This is a genomic window from Corticimicrobacter populi, from assembly GCF_003123725.1.
GTDB lineage: Bacteria > Pseudomonadota > Gammaproteobacteria > Burkholderiales > Burkholderiaceae_B > Corticimicrobacter > Corticimicrobacter populi.
The window spans coordinates 23571-42162 of sequence record NZ_QETA01000007.1; the positions used below are offsets into that span (position 1 = coordinate 23571).

An 18592-nucleotide genomic window follows, 5' to 3' on the forward strand; every position below is an offset into this window, starting at 1 on the left:
ATTGTCGGTGCCGCAGTCGTTGCCTATCTGATCGCCGTCGGCATCCGTGCACTCCTGTCCAGGAAAAACAGGTAATTTCCCATGCAAACCAAGATTGAAAACATGAAAAACAAAGCCGGCTTCTTTGTCCTGGCCGCAGGCCTGTTCGTCGTCATCATCCTGTGCGCCTTCAGCGCGTTCTACCAGACCGACCAGGGCGAACGCGCCGTCGTGCTGCGCAACGGCTCATTGCAGCACGTGGCCGAACCCGGCCTCGGCTTCAAGACGCCGGTACTGGACAGCGTACGCTTTATCTCGGTGCGCGACCACAACGTCGTCATGCCGCTGGAAGCCTATTCTTTCGACCAGCAACCCGCCACCATGCAAGTATCGGTCACCTACCGGGTACCGGTAGACCGTGTCGCCGATCTCTACAGCGAATACGGCACACTGGAAGCCTTGCAGGCCCGCGTCATCGAGCGCCGCACCCCCGATGCCGTCAAGAACGTATTCGGCAAATTCACCGCCGTGCGCGCCATCCAGGAACGCGAAAAACTCGGCGTTGACGCCCTGCAGGCCGTCAATCTGGCCATGCGCGACGCCCCTGTGCAGATCGTGGGCCTGCAGGTCGAGGAAGTCGGCTTCTCCAAGGCCTACGAGCAGAGCATCGAACAGCGCATGCTGGCCCAGGTCCAGATCGAAACCACGCGCCAGCAAAAACAGACCGCCGAAATCCAGGCCGAAATCAAGGTTGTGCAGGCCAAGGCCGACGCCGACGCCAAGCGTCAGCAATTCCAGGCTGAAGCCGACGGCATCCGGCTGCGTGGCGAAGCCGAAGCGGCCGCCATCGAGGCACGCGCCAAGGCCCTGGCCTCCAATACGGGGCTGGTCAACCTGATGGCAGTCGAGAAATGGGACGGCCAGTTGCCAACGACACAGGTACCGGGATCGGCAGTGCCGTTTCTGGGGGTGAAGTAAGCGCTTGCCAAACGCCTCACCATAAAACGGGCCGGAGGCAATGTGCCTCCGGCCCGTTTTGTATCGCTGGCATAGGCCCGCAGACTTAGCAGTTGGTCTCCGGCACGCCATCGACCAGGCGAGGAATCGCCAGCGGATTGGCCCGCTGCAATGCCTGTGGCAGCAGCGCATCCGGGAAATCCTGATAGCAGACCGGTCTCAGGAAGCGCTCAATGGCCGTCGCGCCCACCGACGTAAATGCCGCATTGGACGTGGCCGGGAAAGGCCCGCCATGCACCATGGCATGAGACACCTCGACACCGGTCGGAAAGCCATTCACCAGCAGCCTGCCCGCCTTGCGCTCCAGCACGGGCACCAGTGACTGCGCAACCGTATGGTCTTCAGACTCCAGGAACAGGGTTGCCGTCAACTGACCTTCCAGCGTCTCGGCAATGCGTGCAAAAGCCTCGGTTGAATCAACCTTGACCAGCAAGCCAGCCGGACCGAATACTTCCTCCCGCAGAGCGGCAGACGCCAGGAAATGCGCTTCCGTCGTGGTGAACAGCACGGCCTGGGCGGTGTTGACGCCTTGCGACGGCAGCCCTTCAGAGACGGGCTGCACGCCCGCCGCCGCCAGGTGCGACACCCCTTTCTCGTATGCCTGGTGTATGCCTTCGGTCAGCATCACGGCGGCCTGTTTTTCGGCCATTGCAGTAGCCGCCGCAGCCAGGAATGCATCCAGAGCAGGCCCGGCCTGGGCGATCAAGAGCCCTGGGTTTGTGCAAAACTGACCGCATCCCAGTGTCAGCGAATCGACAAACGCCTTGCCCAATTGCGCCGCCTGAGCCGACAGCGCCCCCGGAAACAGGAACACCGGGTTGATGCTGCTCATTTCGGCATAGACCGGGATCGGTTCGGGCCGGGCCTGTGCCACCTGAACCAGGGCCAGACCGCCCTGCCGCGATCCGGTAAAGCCCACCGCCTTGATGGCAGGATGCGCCACCAGGGCGCTGCCCAGTTGCGTACCGGCACCAAACAACAGGGAAAACACGCCTTCCGGCATCCCCGTGGCTTGCGCGGCGGCCACGATTGCCTGCCCGACCAGTTCCGACGTCCCCAGATGCGCATTGTGCCCCTTGACGATCACCGGCGCGCCGGCGGCCAGGGCCGACGCTGTATCGCCACCCGCCACGGAAAACGCCAGTGGGAAATTACTGGCCCCGAACACGGCAACCGGTCCCAGCGGCACCTTTGCCAACCGCAGATCACTGCGCGGCAATGGCGTGCGATCCGGCAAGGCAGGGTCGACGCTGGCTGCCAGAAAGCGCCCATCACGCACCACCTGCGCAAACAGGCGCAATTGCCCCACCGTCCGACCACGTTCGCCCTGCAGGCGTGCCAGCGGCAAGCCCGTCTCGGCATGCGCACGCGCCAGCAGTTCATCACCCAATGCCATGATCTGGCTGGCGATTTCTTCAAGGAACTGTGCGCGTTGCGCCAGTGGCAAATTCCGATAAGGATCGAATGCCGCCTGCGCCAACCGCGCAGCCTGTTCGACATGCTCGGCCCCACCAAAACCAAATGTTGGCTCCAACGTCTCGCCCGTAGCAGGATTGGCGGCCTTCTGCCCGCCCGCCCCACCATGGACGCGCTGATTGCCAATCAACATCGCGCCGCTAATTGTCATCATCCATCCTTTAGAAAGAACTGCGATTACTGGCTGCCCAGATTGTCCATCAACGCCTTCAGCGCCTGCACCTCTTCTTCTTCCAGATCGGTCAACGGCGCGCGAACCGGGCCGGCAGAATGCCCTGCCAGGCGGGCACCGGCCTTGACGATACTGACGGCATAGCCTTGCTTGCGATTGCGGATTTCCAGGTAGGGCAGGAAAAACTCATCGATCAAGCGATCCGTCGTCGCATGATCTCCAGCGGCCACCGCGTTGTAGAACGCAATGGCGGTCTTGGGAATGAAGTTGAAGACAGCCGACGAATAGACAGGAATACCCATAGCCTTGTATGCAGCGGCATAGACTTCCGCTGTCGGCAGGCCACCCAGGTAGGTAAAGCGGTCGCCCAGCTTGCGACGGATACGCACCATGGGCTCGATATCACCCACGCCATCCTTGAAACCGATCAGGTTGGGATGCGCATCCGCCAGCTTCAACAGCCACTCCGCGCTGAGGCGGGAGTTGGCCCGGTTGTAGAAAACCACACCGATCTTTACGGACTTGCAGACCTGCGCCACATGGGCGGCGATACCCTCCTGGCTGGCCTCGGTCAGGTAATGCGGCAGCAGCAGCACGCCATGAGCCCCCAGGCGTTCGGCCTCCTGGGCCTGTGCAATCGCAGTACGCGTCGGGCCACCCACCCCCGCCAGGATGGGCACCTTGCCAGCACCGGCTTGCACCGCCGTGTGGATGATGGTGCCGTACTCATCGCCACTGATCGAAAACAGCTCGCCTGTGCCGCCTGCCGCGAACAATGCACTGGCCCCGTAAGGTGCCAGCCATTCGAGGCGAGCAGCATAGGCCTTTTCATTGAAATCGCCCTGTTCGTCAAAATCAGTCAGCGGAAAAGACAGCAGGCCTTGCGAAAGAATACTTTTGAGTTCCTGGGGGGTAGTCACGGCTTTCTCCTAAAGTCATCAGAACAAGATGTGCGACAACGCACTAGAAGTACGTCATCGTACAAGACAAAATAGAAAAAGCAAGCCCACAATGACTACAAAACACCTTTACGCCAAACAAATCCTGCAAAAATCAGCTTGATTAAATAATTTCCCCAAAACCTAGGGATATCCATGACCTCACATTGTTGTAGGTTGTCGTACTACTAATCTAGAATAAAAACACCCGTGTATGAACGTACTTAACAGGAAGGCTTGGCGTGGATATCGAATCAATCTGCCTGCACCGTGTGCGAGTCCCCTACGAAACTGCCCGCCGGCGCGAGTTGCAGACACACGATCCGTACAACATGGCCACCGCCCGTGCAGAAGGCATGGAATGCCTCATAATCGAAATCACGACATCCGACGGATTGACCGGATGGGGCGAAGCGTTTGGGCACAAAGCCAACCCGGCCACCTGGGCGGCCCTGTCGGACGTGGTGGGCCCCTACTTCCTCACGCTTGCAGGAACTGATCCTGTCAGCTTGCAGCAGCAGGCCAGTCGTGCGTTCCATGCATTTGGTCAGAGCGGGCCGTTTGTATACGCCTTGTCCGGCATCGACATTGCATTGTGGGACATTGCCGCCCAGCGCGCAGGTCTGCCCTTGCACCAGCTATTGGGCAGCCAGCAGACAGCCATCCCCGCCTACCCGAGCCTGCCCGCCTACGTCGATCCCGACGAAGTCGCCTACCAGGTACGCCGGGTACAGGCGCTGGGCTATCAACAGATCAAATTGCACGAAACCAGCCTGCCTGCCATGGATGCAGCGCTGGATGCATTGCAGGCGGGCGTCGAACTGATGGTCGATGTGAACTGCCCCTGGGATGCCCTGGCAGCAGAACAGGCCGCCCGGCACTTGAAAGCACGCGGCATGGGATGGCTTGAAGAACCCTTGTGGCCACCTGACGACATCGCCGGCCTGGCGCGACTGCGCACCACGACAGGCATGCGCATCGCCGCCGGCGAAAACGCCAGTGGCGTCAATGGCTTGCTGCAACTCATGCAGGGTGGAGCCATCGATATCGCACAACCCAGCGTCGCGAAGATCGGCGGCATCACCGGCATACAAGCCGTACTGAAACTGGCGGCCGCCATGCAGATACAGGTTGTGCCGCACTGTTTTTACTTTGGCCCTGGCCTGCTTGCCACTGCTCACGTCGTAGCAACCCTGCCGCAAGGCACCCCTCTGGAAGTGCCTTTCCTGGCATTTCAGGCACCACTGCACAACTGGATGGCGTTTGAGCCCGTCATGCAATTACCCACAGCACCCGGATTGGGCTTTATGCCAGATCCGCATGTCATGGAGGCACATACCCTGGCACGGCAACAACTGAACCGCCCCTGAAACCACTGACACCGCCAGCCCACTGGCAAGCATTACCCCATAAAAAACAAGATTTTCTGGTGCCGGCCAATCCGGTGCCCGCGATAACAAACCGGAGACACAATCATGACCCAGCGCTTCCCCTCGTGGCTGGCAGCCAGCCTGACTGCTATCGGCCTGAGCCTGACGGCTACCACGGCACTCGCCAGCACCACCCTCAAGATCGCCAATTTCTTTCCGGACAGCCATCCCGTCAACATTGCATTGCGTGAAGTCTTCAAGCCCGCCGTCGAAACCGGCTCTGCGGGTGAACTGAAGGTCCGGATCTACACCAACGGCACGCTGGGCGGTGACGAACGCCTGTATAACGCAGTCCGCGGGGGCACACTGGATATTGCCGTGATCGGCAACATCATGGAAAACGAAGTCGACTACGTCGGCATCGTGCAGCAACCTTTTCTCTTTACCAACTACAACCATGCCGCCAACGTGCTGCGCGGCGATATCGGCACCAGTCTGGTGGCGGATTTCCGCGACAAACTGGGTCTGGAGTTCCTGGGTTGGGGTGTTCAGGGTTTCCGGGTAATCGCCAGCAACAAGCCCATCCAGCAGATGTCAGACTTCAAAGGACTGCGCCTGCGCTTTCCCGGCATCGAGAACATGGTGGCCATTGGCCAGGCCCTGGGTGCCAACGTCACGCCACTTCCCATCAATGAAGTCTTTGGAGCCCTTGAGCAAAAGGTGGTCGATGGCGTAGAAAACCCCTACCCCAACCTGTATGCCGCCAAATGGCATGAGCTGACACATCACGTCCTGGAGTCCAACCACGTCTTCACACCCAATCTGTATGTCGCCAACGGCAAAGTCTGGGACAAACTGACACCCGAGCAGCAAAAGATAGTTCGCGATGCCATACAGGCATCCACCGCCCGTGAATGGGAGTTGCTGGTCGCGCAAGAGTCCGAGATCAAAGACAAGTTGCAGGCCGAGAATGTGGAAATCATCGTTCCCAGCCCTGCTTTCCATGCCGAACTCCAGGCTGCCGTGCAGGACTCATACCGCCGTTTCTATACGGCACGCCCCGGCGCAGAGGCCATCGTTGAACAGATCAAGACAGTCGCCACACAACCATAAGCCTGTCTCAACGGATCTCCGTCATGCTCAATACATCCTCACATCAACGGGCTGCGGCTCGTCGGCTGGACACGGTGCTGGGCGGTTGCATGGCAATCTGCCTGGCCGCCATGACCGTCCTGGTGTTCGCCAATGTCGTCCTGCGCTACGCGTTCAATTCCGGGATCACCTGGTCTGAAGAAATGTCACGCTATTTCTTCGTATTCATGATCTTTTTTGGCTCGGTCAATGCTGCCATGCTGGGCAAGCACATTTCGGTCGATATGTTTGTCCTGCGCCTGGCACCGGGTGCCCGCCGTGCGGCCCGCATCCTGGCCTGCCTGCTGTCCCTGGCTGTCTTGGCGATATTGGCGTGGGGCAGTTGGGAGCTGGCCATCATCAATCTGCAATCCCGTGGCCCGGTCACGGGGTTTCCGCTCTGGCTGCTGTTTGCCGGCAGCCTGCTGATGGCCGTCTCCATAGCCCTGATCACCTGCCGTGACCTGTGGCGTATCTGGAACGCGAGCCAGAACGCACACGATGACCAGGAGAATGCAGCATGATCGAACTGCTGGTGTTTGTAATCGCGCTGTTCGTACCGATCGCGCTGGGTGTCCCCATTGCCCTTTCGCTGATTGTCGCCAGTGTGGCCCTGATGTTTCAGCTGGATATGTTCAGTGTGCAGGTCGTGGCGGAAAACCTGGTCAGTGGTGCCAATAATTTTTCCCTGATGGCCATCCCCTTCTTCATCCTGGCGGGTGAACTGATGAATGCCGGCGGCATTACCCGGCGCATTATCGACCTGGGTCTATCGCTGGTAGGACATCGCCAGGGCGGCATGGGCTATGTCGCCATCATTGCTGCGATCATCTTTGCTTCCTTATCAGGCTCTGCCGTCGCCGATACGGTCGCCTTGGGGGCCGTGCTGATCCCGCTGATGCTGCGGGCCGGCTATGACCGAAACCGATCTACCGGACTGATTGCCTCCGGAGGCGTCATTGCCGGCGTGATTCCGCCCAGCATTCCACTGATCCTGTTTGGCGTTACCAGCGGGGTATCCATTTCCAAGCTGTTTCTGGCCGGTGTCGTGCCCGGCCTGCTGATGGGGCTGGCTCTGATTGTCACCTGGTGGCTGGTGTCCAGACGCAGCGAGCAACAACCGCTGCCCCGGCAAAGCCTGGGTGACATGCTGCGCGCCCTGCGTCAGGCCGGCTGGGCACTCCTGCTGCCGGTCATCATCGTCGGTGGCCTGCGCTTCGGCATCTTCACCCCCACCGAGGCGGGTGTGGTGGCCGCGTTCTATGCACTGTTCGTCAGCGTCGTGGTCTATCGCGAGCTCAGTCTGGCGGACCTGTTCCATGTCTTTGTGGCGGCTGCCCGCATGACCAGCATCATCATGCTGCTGGTGGCTGCCTCCTCCGTCAGTGCCTGGATGATGACCATGGCAGACATCCCCATGCTGGTGGCCGACATGCTCAGTGGTATGACCGACAGCCCGTTGCTGCTGCTGTTGCTGATCAACCTGATCGTCCTGGTCATCAGCATGACCATGGACCTCGCGCCCGTGATTCTGATACTCACACCGGTACTGATGCCAGTCATCACACAAGCCGGCATTGACCCTGTGTATTTCGGCATCATCTTCATCATCAACCTCAGCATCGGCTTGCTGACACCACCGGTCGGCACTGTGCTGGCGGCAGCGGCAAGCGTCGGCAAAACCACCATGGGCGGCGTGCTGCAAGGCATGTGGCCCTTCCTGCTGGCACAACTGGTGTTGCTGACGATGCTGATCCTGTTCCCTCAAATCGTACTGGCCCCTCTGCACTGGATGAGCTGACCATCATCTACAACCCATGGAGCGTTCTGCCTGCCCTGTCAGGCAGAACGCTCTGTCTGTTGACATGTCGTAGGATGACTTAATATACGGACTTGGGCACCCGATATGCATTTTTCAGTCAATTCCAGGCCGCCGCCTTTTTCGTATTCAGCACACAGATCCACCCTCCGACCATGAGCACCGACAGCGCACCACGCAAACGAGGCCGCAGCCTGACACAGGAAGTTGTCCTGTCTCTGACCCAGCAAATTCGCGAGGGGGAATTCCTGCCAGGCAGCAAGCTGCCTCCCGAGGCCGAGCTGATGCAGAGAGAAGGCGTCAGTCGTACAGTCGTGCGCGAAGCCATCTCCCAACTGCAGGCCGCGCGACTTGTCGAAACCCGTCATGGCGTGGGCACATTCGTGCTGGACATACCGGCTTCACCCTCCAGCGACATCAGTCTGGACTGCAACCTTGTCACGCTGCTTGATGTCATGTCGATCCTGGAATTCCGGATCAGCATCGAATCAGAGGCCGCCGGACTGGCGGCACACCGCCGGACAGCCGACGACATCCATGCCATGCGCGCAGCACTCGAGCAATTCGATGTCACCTCGGATCTTCGCAACGAAAGCAACGTCAAAGCCGACATCGCTTTTCATACTGCCATTGCCACAGCGACTGGCAATCGCTATTTTGCAGACGTGCTCAAACAGTTGGGGGCAGCCATCATTCCTCGCAACCGTGTCGACGCCGTTCGCCGCACGCCCCAGCAACAACATGAATACCTGCGCCAGATCCACGGCGAGCACCTGGTCGTACTGGGTGCCATAGAACGGCAGGATGCAGAGTCAGCCAGGGCCGCCATGCGCACTCACCTCAGCAACAGCCGTGAACGCTTGCGTACCGTGAGGGAAGTACTGGCCGAGCAGCAGGCAGGAGTCACACCTTCTGGCTCAAACAACGGCGAATACCAAGATACAGCAGCACAGCCAACACATCGATGATGGCCAGCACCGGCCAGGGACTGGTCCACTTGTCCATATTGGTGGTCCTGCCATAATAAGGCGGAACATTGCCATAGGACTCCCACAGCGTGGTCACGTTGATATACAGAACCAAGCCGCACAGCATGCTACTGACCAGGTAGAAGCAGACGCGACGTGCGACAGGTTTCATTCGACACTCCGCAGATCGAAATAACGCCGGCGCAACCGCGGACGCCACACCCACGGTGAACCACTAAAGAGTGAGTTCCACACTGATCTGGGCGTTTCGTGGAGCAATATTTCCCAACAATCCCCACCAAAGAAACTGAACTGGATACGCTCTGCCGAATCCATCGTCAGCTCGCTCAAAAAAGCTGCCGTATCCAAGGCTCCCAGCCTGGCCTGATCGAGCACCGTAGCCTGGGTGTCCACAAGGTAGATGTGCAAGCGTTCATCGTAGATAAGGTCATTACTCAGAAAGAGTATGTAATGCAGTGGCGTCGCGACACAAGCATCCAGTTGTCGCCCGAACAAGACCGTCGTCACCGCGCCCGTTGGCAACGTTACGACACAACGGGGCACACCGTCTTTGTGCGACACGACGGCCAAATCAAGATCGCCAAGGGGGATTTCTTTCATGCGACATACCTATGATCAGCGACATTGCGAACGCCACTATTTTCCCTCACCCAGCATCAACTGCAAGAACGCCAGATCCAGCCAGCGGCCAAACTTGGTTCCGACCTGTGGCATCAACGCCGTCTGCACAAAACCGCAGGCCCTGTGCAGGCGGATGGATGCCTCGTTGCCAGCCTCGATGCCAGCGACCATCACATGTTTTCCGGCCTCTCGGGCCCGCACGATCAGCGCTGTCAGCAGCGCCCGCCCCAGTCCCTTGCCATGACAGTCCGGACGCACGTATACCGAATGCTCGACGGTATGGCGAAAACCTTCGAAGGCGCGCCAGTCACCGAATGAGGCATAGCCCAGGATGCCGCCCGTCTCATCGACCGCAACCAGCACCGGATAGCCCTGCGCCTGCCGCGCTGCGATCCAGGCGACACGGTCGCTGGCGTCCACCGTTCGCTCGTTCCAGATCGCCAGCGTATCCGTGACTGCGTAGTTGTAGATGGCGGCGATCCCTGCGGCATCGCCGGCCTGTGCATCGCGTATCTGCATCTTGCCGCTCCGGTCAAAGTGCAGATTGTTGCGCTGCCAACGGCGGCTGTCCATCACCATTTTCCACGCCTGGACTGCGCATGCCGATGAACTGTGACAAGGCTGGCGACAGGATGCGGGCACGATGGCGAATCAGGTAGAAACGACGCTCGATCCGGGGCAGGGCCGTGTGCAATATCACCAGGCGTCCGGCCGCCACGAAATCCTGCACGGCCGCCCGCGACAGGCAGGTCACGCCCAGGCCTGCGGCTGCGGCCTGCTTGATGGCTTCCGAACTGCCCAGGTACATCGCGCTCTCAAAGTGATCCAGGTGTGGCAGCAGTGCCTGTTCGACCGTCTCGCGCGTGCCCGAGCCCTGCTCGCGCAACAGCCAGCAGGCCTGGCGCAACACCGTGGGCGTAATGGGTTGCTCAGGCACCACACCGCCCTCGCTATCGGGCAACACAGCCGGTCTGACATGCACAGTCTCCTCATCATCCTGTGTGTCATGAGCGGGTTCCCTTGGCCAAAGATAATCAGGCGCAGCCACGATGACCATCTCATCGTCCATCCAGTGCTCGACATGCAGATCCGGCTCATGGCAGGGGCCTTCTATCAACCCCAGATCCACTTCCATCCGTGCCACTGCCGACGCCACATCGCGGGTATTGCCGATTTCCACCTCGACGCGGGCCAGCGGCGCAGCCCTCAGATAGGCCGCCACCATGCCTGGCACGAGATAATTGCCGATGGTCGTGCTGGCCCCCAACCGAATCGACACGGGAGCCTGAACCTGCGCAGACACAGGCAAGCCGACACCGAACTGGCGCTCGATCTGGCGCGCAGACTCCAGCGTAACCCTGGCCTGAGGCAGCAAGGCACGCCCGGTCTCGTTGATCACCAGCCGCTTGCCGGCACGGTCGAACAGACGAATGCCCAGCAGCGACTCGAACTCGTTGAGCGCACCACTGATAGCCGACTGTGACAAGGCAATATGCGTCGCCGCAGCAGACGTGCTGCCGCAGTCGGCCACGGCAATGAAGATTTCCAGCTGACGCAGCGTGAGATGCATGACGGGCATCCTTCTTTATCGTTTATTCCAATAGGATATAACCATATAACCCGTTTTACAGATAGACATGGCGGCCTCACACTACCACGCATCTCTCTTGCCGTGTGTACCGCCATGCAGTCGCTGCCCATTCCGCCTGATCATAGTGCCCCGATTCCATCGCTGACCGGCAGGCCCGATGCCGGGCAGGCAAACGTCCACCACACCACAGCAGGGTCAAGTGCCCAGCGGCTCTCCAACTGGCCACACCGCCTTCGCGCCAGACTGCCCGGCCTGATTCTGGCGGGCAGTCTGGCACTGGCCGCCATGTGGATTGCCCAGCATCCCTGGCTGCAGGCACATGGGCTGGGGACCCTGACACTGGCACTCGCCCTGGGCCTGCTGGCAGGTCCGTTGCTGGGCCGCTTCGATGCCGCGACACAGGAGGGTCTGGGTTTCAGCAAGCAGATTCTGCTGCGGCTGGGCATCGTCCTGTACGGTTTGCGACTGACGCTGCAGGATATCGGCAGCATTGGTTGGCAAGGCGTCCTCTTCGATGCCATCATGCTCGGCAGCACCTTCATGCTGGCCTGGATACTGGGCACCCGGCTGTTCAAGCTGGACGAGCGCACCAGCATGCTGATCGGCGCAGGCAGCTCGATCTGCGGCGCGGCAGCCGTCATCGCCACGGCCCCCGTCCTGCAGGCCCGGCCTGACCAGGTCACGGTGGCCATTTCAACGGTCGTACTGTTCGGCACGCTGGCACTTTTCCTGTATCCCCAGCTTTATCAGCTCAATCTGCGCTATATGCTGTTCGACTGGTCTGCGGGCTGGTTCGGCCTGTTCACCGGTGCCACCATCCACGAGGTCGCGCAGGTCGTGGCCGCCGGCCAATCCATCGGCGAAGAGGCGGCCTATCTCGCCGTGGTCTCGAAGATGGTCCGCGTCATGATGCTCGCCCCTTTCCTGATCGGCCTATCGCTCTATGTCGCCCGCGTGCTGTCGCCGCGCACGTCAGATGCGGCACACACACCAGGCCGCATCGTCATTCCCTGGTTCGCTTTCGGCTTCCTGCTGGCCGCAGGGCTCAACTCATGGCTGCCCGTGCCGGTTGTGGTTCTGCAAGGCGCGCACCAACTGGATACCTTCTGCCTGGCGGCTGCCATGGCCGCCCTGGGCTGTACCACCCGCCTGTCAGTCATCCGGCAAGCTGGCTGGCGCCCCATTCTGCTGGCGGCCCTGCTGTTCGGCTGGCTGGTCGGCGGCGGCATACTGGTGGGGGGTGTGCTGGTCGACTAGGACAAAAGCGGCACAGTAGCCGTCCCAAGTCATGGTAGACAAGACAATGAAATCGTATTCAATGATTGATGGCGGCAGCACGCATGGCGAGGCTCCTTTTGTAAATACAACAGATACAAAAGACACCCTTCACGCCATCAGGGGTGATGGGTGCCCTCATTGGCCACACCATCCTGCTGCAACAGCCGAATCAGTTCATGCGTGAAATGCGGCAGGGTTTCCATGTCCCGCACGCAGATCAGCATATTGCGGATGGCCCAGGTGTTTTCCAGCTCCACCAGTTTGATCGGCAGGCTGCGAGCATGGCGCCGGGCTGCTGACTCGGGCAGGATGGAGATCCCCACATTGGCTGCCACCATGCGGCAGGCAGCCTCGAAACTGCCCACCTGGATGCGTATCCGTAACTGCCGGTTGATCTCGCCTGCGGCACGATTGAGAAAGGCGTAGATGGCACTGCCCTCGTGCAGCACGATGTAATCGCAATCCATGGTGCGCTCGAAGGGAATGCGGTCATGGTGGGCGAGTTCATGATCTTCCGACACGGCCAGCACCAGACGATCCTTCCGGTACGGCAAGGTCAGCAAGCCAGCCGTCTTGACCGAGCCTGCCACGATCCCGATATCGGTCACACCCGCACTCACCGCCTTGACGATCTCATCACTCTGGCGCTCGCTCAGGTCAATATTCACATCCGGCCAGTGCGCCAGGAAATCACTCAGTACATGCGGCAGGAACTCGGTCATCGCCGTGGTATTGGCCAGGATGCGCACGTGTCCCTTGATGCCCTTGGCATACTCCTGCAGGTCAGAGCTGAGCAGTTCGATCTGACCCAGTACCTGCCGCGCATGATGCAGGAAAGCTTCGCCAGCCGGGCGCAACGTAATGCCCTGGGCGCTGCGATTGAGCAACGGCACGCCGATCGACTGCTCAAGGTTTTTGATCCGCATGCTGGCGGCAGGCAAGGACAGGCAGGCTCGTCCTGCTGCCTTGGTCAGGCTTTTTTCCTCGGCGATATAGGTAAACAGGCGTAAATCGACAAAATCGAACTGGATGGACATGACAGAACCTCTCTGCTGCACGATGCCGGGCAGATTACCGAATAACGGCCATGAGGGCCAGTCTCATGCCATGACGGCTCTGATGACAGGTCAACGCTGGTAATCTAGCGACTGCTCAAAATAACGTATGGATACGGGTATGTCACACACATTGAACACACCACCCGACGTCCCGGTCGGCACCCTCAAGCTACTGGGTCCGCTGGGCCTGAAATATGAAGTCGGGCAGCCAGTCTCCCCCCTGGACGATGGCGATTGGCTGGTGGAAATCATTCTGGTGGAAACGGGCTCGAAAGTTGTCTATCGCTACTCTAGCCTGATGGCAGATCGCGACGCAGGCTAATGCATGCGGTTGCCCGCGGCCACCTGAGCGGACCTGTCCCCCAGCTTCAGAAGCCCATTTCCCGCACGAACACAGCGACCGCCTGACGCCAGACCGACGCCGCCCAACTGCGCGCCTCGCCCTCTATCGCCACACTGCCCACCAAAACAGGCGCAATAGCGTACTGTCCTGCCTGCTCCTGCCCAGTCATCATGACCTGCGCAGACTCCGGCAACGCTGCTAGCCGCAAGACCACTCGATACACCGCCTGCTCAGGTGCCAGCCGTTGACCATCCTTGCTGGCCGCAAGTGCACCTCCATGTACAGAGACCAGTTCCGGCACCGCCCCCAGATCATGACTTGCCGTCTGGGCAATGGTCACGACCTCGGCCTGTACCGCGGATTGTGCCGGATCGGTCGGGTAGAACCAGGCCGCATCACCCTCGCGCAGATAGGCGACATCCTGCTCGGCCACGTAGGCCTCCAGCAGCCGCTCGCCTGGTGCCACGATCGTGGCCAGCCACTCTCCGGCCTCCAGCCACTCTCCCACCCCCAGCGGTTCTGCCATATCTACCACGACACCATCGAACGGAGCCGCTACCGTCAACTGCTGCACCTGCCGCTGCAACACAGCCAGCCGCAGTTGCACCGCCGACAGCTCCTGTCGGGCCACCGGAGCCTGGGCCCGCGTATCACTGGCCAACGGATGAAAAGACGACTGCCAGCGCAGTTGCGCCAGCCGGCGGGCCACATTGTCCAGTTCATGACGCAATGCAGGTGCCTCCAGTGCCAGCAAGGGCTCACCCTGCACCACCGGTTGCCCCGGACGAATCTCCAGTTGCGCCAGTTGCGCCCCCACAGGCGCATAGATCTGGAACTGCCCTGCAGCACGCGACAACGCAGGCGCATGCACAGCCGTGCGCCACGGCACTACGGCCAGCAGCAACAAGGCCAGCAACAGCGCAACTACGGTCACGGTGCGCCGATTCCAATGCAGGTCTTGCCGCCGCTTGCCCCATTCACGCATTTCGGTCCAGACAGGCTTGAGGATGAAGGCCACGATTTCCACCAGAAACAGAATGATCCCCAGAACCTTGAACGCCATGTGATACACCAACAGGGCAATCCCCAGGAACAGGAAAAAACGATAAATCCAGACACACCAGGCATAGACAGTCAGCACCCGCTCTCGCCACGGCTCGAACACCTCGGGCGCGGCATCCCCAAAGCCGAACAGCCATTCCCGCAGCCGCCAGCGCGCCAGCGCAAACGAACGCTGCTGCAGGTTAGGGACCGCCAGCGCATCGGACATCAGGAAATACCCATCGAAGCGCATGAAAGGGTTGAGATTGACCGCCAGCGTCAGGATCCAGGTCGTGGTCGCCAGCACGAACATGGCACTGCGCAACATGCCGTCGGGCAGAAAGCTCCAGGCCAGCGTGGCCCAGGCCGCAAGCGCCGTTTCGGCCAGCATGCCGGAAGCGCCGATCATCATCCTGGGCCGCCGGCCCGGCAGGCGCCAGGCACCGGAGGTATCGGTATAGAGCACCGGCCACAGCACCATCAAGGCTACGCCCATGGTCGACACGCGACATCCATAGTGCTTGCAGACATAGGCATGGCCCAGCTCGTGCACGACCTTGGCCAGCACCAGCGTCAGCCCGGCCAGTGCGGCCCCTTCCAGCGTGAAAAAATAGGGAAAGGTATGCAGGAATTCGTCCCACTGACGCAACGCCAGCACCAGGCCCAGCACCCCGGCCAGCAGCGTCAGCCACAGGAACCCGGCATTGAGAAATACGCGGCGCACCCAGGGCAACGTGCGGGTCAGGAAGCCATCCGGCCGACACAGTGGAATGCGGATGAACAGATAGTGTCGCAACGCCTGCTGATACCAGCTTGCATGCCGGCGCGTACGCTCGGCCTGCTCCTGCAATTGCGCCAGCGCCTGCTCACCCTGGAGGCGCACCAGATGCTGCTGCTGCAGGAAACGGGCGAACTGCTCTACCTCGGTCGCCTCGACCGTCAGCGTTGTACGCGCCATCACGGCCTGTGCCACGGCCTGCGCAGATCCCTCTTGCCAGGCCGACAGCATCTCCGCCTCGACCCAGCCGATCCGGAAAAATGCCCCGCGCCCCGGATCCTCAAGTGTCCAGGAAGGTGAGCCATCCGCCAGTCGCGGCCCCTCATGCAGCAGGAGCTCATCGCGCAGAGGGGGCAGTGCGGATGGCTGAGGGGGTTGGGCTGGGTTGGAAGAAGCTCGGATATCGACAGTAGCCATTTCACCGTTCCGGTATAGAGTCGGACTCAGGAATCACTGATATATCTACATCTTTCCCAAATCTTCCTGAAGCACCAAAATATTCCTTTGACAGAATAGTTCTCGGAAGGAATAATGACTGCAAAATGGGATGTGGAATACACCGACGAACTGGCTGAGTGGTGGGCAAAACTAACCGAACTCGAGCAAGTATCCATCGATACCTCTGTTCGGCTTCTGGAAGAAAAAGGCCCAAACCTCGGGTTCCCTCATACATCCAGCATCGCAGGCTCAAGGCACGCCCATATGCGTGAACTTCGCGTGCAGCATGCTGGGCGTCCATACCGGATTCTTTACGCATTTGACCCTCGTCGCTGCGCCATCCTCTTGCTAGGTGGAGACAAGACCGGCAATGACCGTTGGTACGAAAAAAACATACCAATAGCAGACGCACTGTATGACATACACATCGGGACTTTGGGAAAAGAAAGGCGGATCAATGGCAAAAAAATTCAGTGAACTACGTGCACAGATGTCACCGGAGGCTCAGTCCCGCGCAGCCGCGCAAGCCGAAGCCATACTGGTAGACATGCAACTCCAGGAACTGCGCAAAACCCGCAAAGTGACACAAATCACAGTTGCAAAAGCCATGAGCGTTGAACAGGCAGCCATCTCAAAACTGGAACACCGCGACGACATGTACATCAGCACACTGCGGGAGTACATCAAGGCACTCGGTGGTGAACTCAAGCTGGTCGCATCTTTTCCCGATGCTGATATTCAGGTGCATCCATTTGTCCAAGATCGTTAACACCACCATGCTTTTTTAAAAAATCAGAGTGCAATTCAAAAGAACTGCACTCTGGAAATAACATCAACGGCTCAATTTGCCCTTAGCCGAAACCCTTTCGATTGCATGCAATGCGTGAACAATGCATCCTCTTTCGACTCAGAAACATTATTAACACCTATCTCGTAGCGACATTGCGACTCTACGCTCTGCGTATTATCCCGATCCACTCCGGCCTTATACCAAAACGGTTTCGGTATGGCACATGCAGCCAGAAAAATTGACAATAAGAAAATTGAATATTTTTTTGAGATCATCCCAACTCCCTATTTAAAAAATAATTGAATTATATTTTTTCGCTGCAAAACTAGCCATACTCAAGCCTCTTCCTAGTACATCACCACCCCAACCAGGCACGCAACGCCGCCAACGGCCGCCGCATCAGGTACAGGAACAGGATCGTCCTTTCGCCATACAGCTTGGCCGTTCCCTTGAGTCCGATACGAGGCAGCGCCTCCTCTGGCGCAAAGGCAGCACGCACGCGATAGGCCATCACGCCATCCGGCATCGGGCTGGCGCGATATCCCATGCGCACCATGCGGGCATCAAGCGGCGAAGCCGGTGCGATATTCAGGAAGAACTTGACCTGCGCATCCGGGGCCAGCGCGATCGCGTCTGCCACCGGCAGTGAAATATCCAGCGCAGCCTCCTGAGGGTCGGCCAACATCATGATCCGCTCGCCCAGCGCCACAGGCCGGCCGATCCAATCATTCGGATCATCGAAAATCACGATGCCATCGCGCACGGCATGGATGCGGCTGCGTGCCAGTGCCTGTTCCAGGTATTCCACATCCGCGACCGCCTGGTCACGCTTGCCCTGCAATACCCCCAGCATGGCTTTGCTGCGTGCATCGAGCAGCGCCTGCTGCTGCCCCTGACGCAATTCGGCCGCCGCCACGGCCAGTGCCTGACGGGCCGTCTCAAGCTGGCTTTCCAGTTCGCGGGCATCCAGCGTCAGCAACAATTGGCCTGCCTTGACAGCCTCATTGGGCTGCACTTCAACCTGATCCACGACGCCCTGAATCGGTGCCCGCACCATGGCAGGCTGATGGGCCACCACCTCTGCGGGTGCCAGTACCGACTGCCGTACCGGCCAGAGCAACAACACCAGCAATAATGCTGCCGCCCCCCACCAGAGGCGACGACGATGCGGACGGATAGCCGCCACACCGGTACGGCCACGCCGCGACAGCGCACGCCAAGCATGCGCATAGGCATCCGCCAGGGATTCCAGCAAGGCCCGCTCCGGCTGGGTCCAGGCCTGCTCACGCCACAGCACCAGCGCCCCCATGACAGGCCCATCCGTGCCATTCATGAAAAAAGGCAGCCATATACACTGCGCCGGCAGATGCTCGCGCCACATGGCTGCATCCTCAGCCGCCTGCATATCAACCGATAACAGTCGACTCACGGCATCTGCCGCACGGGCACCCGGCACGCCTGCGGTATGCGATACCGCTGCCTGCTGTACATGGGACTGTGCCTGCACGCGCATCCAGCCGGCCAACCAGACCACGAACGGCGCATTGCGATCCGGTGTACCCAGTCCCGACAAGGCCTGTATCTGCCCTGTATCCGCGCGCCAGAATGCAGCCTGCCGATAGGGCACAAGCTGGCAGGTATCGTTGACCATCAGCCAGCCCAGCGCCTCGGGCGTATCGCAGGCACGAGCACGGCGCTCCAGCTCGACCAGGCCAGCCAGCGCCTGAGAAACATCACTCCTCATTGCACGATGCGTCATCCGA

Annotated in this window: 19 protein-coding genes; 10 read left to right on the top strand and 9 right to left on the bottom strand. The window is 59.9% G+C overall.

What is annotated here, in order from left to right; translation table 11 throughout:
* Window positions 1–102 precede the first annotated feature (102 nt).
* Window positions 103–957, top strand: a complete 855-nt coding sequence (locus DD235_RS14285; RefSeq protein ID WP_109062935.1) for a prohibitin family protein — start codon at window positions 103–105, stop codon at window positions 955–957.
* 85 nt (window positions 958–1042) lie between these two features.
* Here the strand turns inward: DD235_RS14285 and DD235_RS14290 are convergent, their stop codons facing one another.
* On the bottom strand, window positions 1043–2623 hold the full coding sequence (locus tag DD235_RS14290; RefSeq protein ID WP_109062787.1) for an aldehyde dehydrogenase (NADP(+)): 1581 nt from the start codon (window positions 2621–2623) through the stop codon (window positions 1043–1045).
* Between the two features lie 26 nt (window positions 2624–2649).
* Entirely contained in the window at window positions 2650–3564 is a 915-nt protein-coding gene (gene kdgD / locus DD235_RS14295) for a 5-dehydro-4-deoxyglucarate dehydratase (protein ID WP_109062788.1), read from the bottom strand.
* Between the two features lie 260 nt (window positions 3565–3824).
* Between kdgD and DD235_RS14300 the strand changes: the two genes are divergently transcribed.
* The 5 genes from DD235_RS14300 to DD235_RS14320 all read left to right on the top strand — a co-directional run bounded on the left by DD235_RS14300 (window position 3825) and on the right by DD235_RS14320 (window position 8870).
* Window positions 3825–4952, top strand: coding sequence for a mandelate racemase/muconate lactonizing enzyme family protein (locus tag DD235_RS14300; RefSeq protein WP_109062789.1), 1128 nt, complete (start codon window positions 3825–3827; stop codon window positions 4950–4952).
* A 105-nt stretch (window positions 4953–5057) separates the two neighbouring features.
* Complete coding sequence (locus tag DD235_RS14305) at window positions 5058–6065, top strand: TRAP transporter substrate-binding protein (protein ID WP_109062790.1); 1008 nt, start codon at window positions 5058–5060, stop codon at window positions 6063–6065.
* Window positions 6066–6088: 23 nt separating this feature from the next.
* Entirely contained in the window at window positions 6089–6607 is a 519-nt protein-coding gene (locus tag DD235_RS14310) for a TRAP transporter small permease (protein ID WP_109062791.1), read from the top strand.
* Window positions 6607–7884, top strand: a complete 1278-nt coding sequence (locus DD235_RS14315; protein WP_109062936.1) for a TRAP transporter large permease — start codon at window positions 6607–6609, stop codon at window positions 7882–7884. The genes DD235_RS14310 and DD235_RS14315 overlap by 1 nt, the downstream gene beginning before the upstream one ends.
* A 173-nt stretch (window positions 7885–8057) precedes the next feature.
* Window positions 8058–8870: a FadR/GntR family transcriptional regulator gene (locus DD235_RS14320; RefSeq protein WP_109062937.1), complete on the top strand. Its 813-nt coding sequence runs from the start codon at window positions 8058–8060 to the stop codon at window positions 8868–8870.
* Here the strand turns inward: DD235_RS14320 and DD235_RS14325 are convergent.
* Genes DD235_RS14325 through DD235_RS14340 form a run of 4 tightly spaced genes read right to left on the bottom strand, consistent with a single transcriptional unit; the run spans window position 8806 to window position 11082 of the window.
* Window positions 8806–9042 (bottom strand): hypothetical protein, encoded by a 237-nt coding sequence (locus DD235_RS14325; RefSeq protein WP_239990167.1) that lies wholly within the window; start codon window positions 9040–9042, stop codon window positions 8806–8808. The genes DD235_RS14320 and DD235_RS14325 overlap by 65 nt on opposite strands.
* Window positions 9039–9491: a hypothetical protein gene (locus tag DD235_RS14330; RefSeq protein ID WP_109062792.1), complete on the bottom strand. Its 453-nt coding sequence runs from the start codon at window positions 9489–9491 to the stop codon at window positions 9039–9041. Before DD235_RS14330 ends, DD235_RS14325 begins: the two co-directional genes overlap by 4 nt.
* 36 nt (window positions 9492–9527) lie before the next feature.
* Window positions 9528–10031 (bottom strand): GNAT family N-acetyltransferase, encoded by a 504-nt coding sequence (locus DD235_RS14335; protein ID WP_109062939.1) that lies wholly within the window; start codon window positions 10029–10031, stop codon window positions 9528–9530.
* 13 nt (window positions 10032–10044) lie between these two features.
* Window positions 10045–11082 carry a LysR substrate-binding domain-containing protein gene (locus DD235_RS14340; RefSeq protein ID WP_109062793.1) on the bottom strand — a complete coding sequence of 346 codons (1038 nt, stop codon included), beginning with the start codon at window positions 11080–11082 and terminating at the stop codon, window positions 10045–10047.
* 114 nt (window positions 11083–11196) lie between these two features.
* Between DD235_RS14340 and DD235_RS14345 the strand changes: the two genes are divergently transcribed.
* Window positions 11197–12360, top strand: a complete 1164-nt coding sequence (locus DD235_RS14345; protein ID WP_109062794.1) for a YeiH family protein — start codon at window positions 11197–11199, stop codon at window positions 12358–12360.
* A 137-nt stretch (window positions 12361–12497) separates the two neighbouring features.
* Here DD235_RS14345 and DD235_RS14350 read toward each other — a convergent pair whose 3' ends face one another.
* Window positions 12498–13418, bottom strand: a complete 921-nt coding sequence (locus DD235_RS14350; protein WP_109062795.1) for a LysR family transcriptional regulator — start codon at window positions 13416–13418, stop codon at window positions 12498–12500.
* Between the two features lie 139 nt (window positions 13419–13557).
* Between DD235_RS14350 and DD235_RS14355 the strand changes: the two genes are divergently transcribed.
* A complete protein-coding gene (locus DD235_RS14355; protein ID WP_109062796.1) occupies window positions 13558–13761 on the top strand; it encodes a DUF5397 family protein in 204 nt (67 codons plus the stop codon).
* Window positions 13762–13807: 46 nt separating this feature from the next.
* On the opposite strand, the gene DD235_RS14360 is transcribed toward DD235_RS14355, so the two are convergent.
* Entirely contained in the window at window positions 13808–16018 is a 2211-nt protein-coding gene (locus DD235_RS14360) for an HlyD family secretion protein (protein WP_109062797.1), read from the bottom strand.
* A 114-nt stretch (window positions 16019–16132) separates the two neighbouring features.
* Here DD235_RS14360 and DD235_RS14365 point away from each other — a divergent pair, with 114 nt between their 5' ends.
* Window positions 16133–16516 carry a type II toxin-antitoxin system RelE/ParE family toxin gene (locus DD235_RS14365; protein WP_109062798.1) on the top strand — a complete coding sequence of 128 codons (384 nt, stop codon included), beginning with the start codon at window positions 16133–16135 and terminating at the stop codon, window positions 16514–16516.
* Window positions 16497–16808 carry a helix-turn-helix domain-containing protein gene (locus DD235_RS14370; protein ID WP_109062799.1) on the top strand — a complete coding sequence of 104 codons (312 nt, stop codon included), beginning with the start codon at window positions 16497–16499 and terminating at the stop codon, window positions 16806–16808. The genes DD235_RS14365 and DD235_RS14370 overlap by 20 nt, the downstream gene beginning before the upstream one ends.
* Before the next feature lie 376 nt (window positions 16809–17184).
* Here the strand turns inward: DD235_RS14370 and DD235_RS14375 are convergent, their stop codons facing one another.
* A complete protein-coding gene (locus tag DD235_RS14375; protein WP_109062800.1) occupies window positions 17185–18588 on the bottom strand; it encodes an efflux RND transporter periplasmic adaptor subunit in 1404 nt (467 codons plus the stop codon).
* Window positions 18589–18592 lie beyond the last annotated feature (4 nt).